The 2,182-nt window shown below is 69.1% G+C and carries 2 protein-coding genes; both read right to left on the reverse strand.

Going from position 1 to position 2,182, the window contains the following annotated elements:
• Window positions 1-359, reverse strand: a 359-nt coding sequence (locus tag L995_RS28220) for a response regulator (RefSeq protein ID WP_047474685.1), incomplete at its 3' end; no start/stop codon positions are given.
• Complete coding sequence (locus L995_RS28225) at window positions 359-2,122, reverse strand: sensor histidine kinase (protein WP_047474686.1); 1,764 nt, start codon at window positions 2,120-2,122, stop codon at window positions 359-361. The genes L995_RS28225 and L995_RS28220, both read right to left, overlap by 1 nt.
• Between the last annotated feature and the right edge of the window lie 60 nt (window positions 2,123-2,182).

Here is a 2,182-nt window from a genome sequence, read left to right on the forward strand (position 1 = left end):
CCGCGTCGGAACTGCTTGAGGTCCACGGGCTTGGTCAGATAGTCGAAGGCGCCCGAGCGCAGGGCTTCGACGGCATTTTCGGCCGAGCCGTAGGCGGTCATGACCACGCAGCGTTCTCGCCGCTGCTGGTTGCGCAGGTCCTGCAGCAGCTCCATTCCCATGCCGTCGGGCAGGCGCATGTCGGTGATGACCACGTCGAAGCGCTGGGTCTGCAGCTGTTCGCGCGCCTCGCCCACGCTGGCGGCGGTTTCCACGCGGTAGCCTTCGCGCAGCAGGGTCAGTTCATAGAGGGTGCGCAGATCCGGCTCGTCGTCCACGACAAGAATCGATGCGGCAGCGGGCAGGGAGTTCAAGGGCATCACACCACAATCTGGTCAAACAGGGAGGCCGGCAGAGCCGATGCGGCGCCGGCGCGGAACACGATGCTGAAGGCATTGCCCTCGACAGGGCCGTGCGGCGCGGGTCGCGACAGCCGCTGGTAGCTGATGCCTGCATCGTAGCGCTGGCACAGCTCGCGGCAGATGTACAGGCCCAGGCCGCTGGAGCGGCTTTCCGACGAGAAGAAGGGCTCGAACAGATGGCGCTGCACCGTGGGCTCCAGTGCGGCGCCGTCGCTCCAGACCTGCAGCCAGATCTGGCCTGCGGCCGGCGCGCCGGTCAGCACCTGCAGCGTATGCGGCTGCTGGGCGTTGCTGCGGTAGCGCTGGGCGTTGTCCAGCAGGTTCACCAGGATGCGGCGCAGGTGCTCGCCGTCGAACACCACGGTCCTTGCGCGCGCGTCCAGCAGCAGCTGGATGCTGCGCGCAGGCTGGCCCTGGGCCTGCCACTCCTGGCAGGCCTGGGCCACATGCTGGTCCAGGTCCAGCAGGCCGGCGTGGGCCTCGCCAATGTGCTGCTGGGCCCGCGCGATGTTGAGCACGTCCTCGACGGTGCGCGCCAGCCGCTCGGCGTTCTGGCCCACGATGCGGCACAGCTGCTGCTGGGCCGGGTTCTGCGCCAGATCTTCTGCCAGCAGGGCGTTGGCCTGGGTGATGGCGGCCAGCGGATTGCGGATCTCATGGGCCACGGCGGCGGACATGCGGCCCATGGAGGCCAGCTTTTCCGTGCGCAGCCGCGCCTCCAATTCGCGCAGGTCATGCAGAAAGACCACGCACAGCTGCTGCAGCAGCGCGGGCTCGGCGGCATCGGTGGCGTCGGACGGGGTGGCGACCTCGGTCAGCCAGGTTCGCAGATGCAGTCCCGTCATGCCTTCCTGGCCGATGGACTGCAGATGGATGGCGGCCGATATCGGCAGGTTCTGGGCAAAGCTCTGGGCCACGGCATCCTGCAGCCGCTGCCAGCCGGCGTGTTCCTTGAGGGCGAAGGGCAGGGCATGCGCGTCGGCCAGTCCCAGCAGGTGCAGCGCGGCCGGGTTGGCCTGCTGCACGCGGAATTGGGGATCAACCACCAGCACGCCTTCGCCCAGGTGGCGGATCACCAGGGCATTGACCTGCTCCTGGGCCTGGGCCTTGCGGCTGCTGTGCTGTGCCAGGTGCCGCTCGCGCCGCACGCGGCGCGCCAGCTCGTGCGTCAGATAGGCCACGGCGAAATAGCCTGCGCAGGCAAAGCTGGCCTGGTAGTAGGCCTGGGTACTTTCTATGCGGCCCGCCAGGTCCTGCCATGCGACCCAGCCCAGGGTCAACAGCGTGACGCTGGCCGTGGTGGCCAGCGCCAGCGTCAGATTGCCCAGCACGGCCGAAATCAGGATGGGGATGGCCAGCAGGGCCGAGTAGTTGAGCGGGCCTGTCTGCAACACCTGCAGCAGGCAGATGGCCGCGATGTCCACGCCGATCACGGGCAGCCAGTGCACGCCGGCGCGGGCAGAGGGCGGCTGCTCGCGTGCGGTCAGCCGCACCAGCAGCGTCAGCCCCAGGTAGCCCAGGCAGACCAGCCAGACCAGGGGATTGCCGCCGGGCTGCACGCTGAGCAGCGCCAACTGCAGCAGCAAAAGCGCAGTGGCGATGAGAACACGGCCCGTCAGAAATCCCTGCCACAGCCGGACGAAGGGGGCGTTGGCGTCGTGCGGCGACTGCGCCGTGGCCTCGTCGATGGTGGGCGGCTGGGAGCGGGCGGCGTCCTGCATGCTCAGCGCCGTTGCGCCAGGGCCCGGTGCTCGGCGCTGCAATAGCTGCGGCCTGCGGCC

Source organism: Delftia sp. ZNC0008, from assembly GCF_000799035.1.
GTDB classification, from domain to species: Bacteria; Pseudomonadota; Gammaproteobacteria; order Burkholderiales; family Burkholderiaceae_C; genus Comamonas; species Comamonas tsuruhatensis.

Coding starts and splice junctions, on each gene's coding strand:
- L995_RS28225 (WP_047474686.1), bottom strand. CDS start 2,122: ATGCAGGACGCCGCCCGCTCCCAGCCGCCCACCATCGACGAGGCCACG.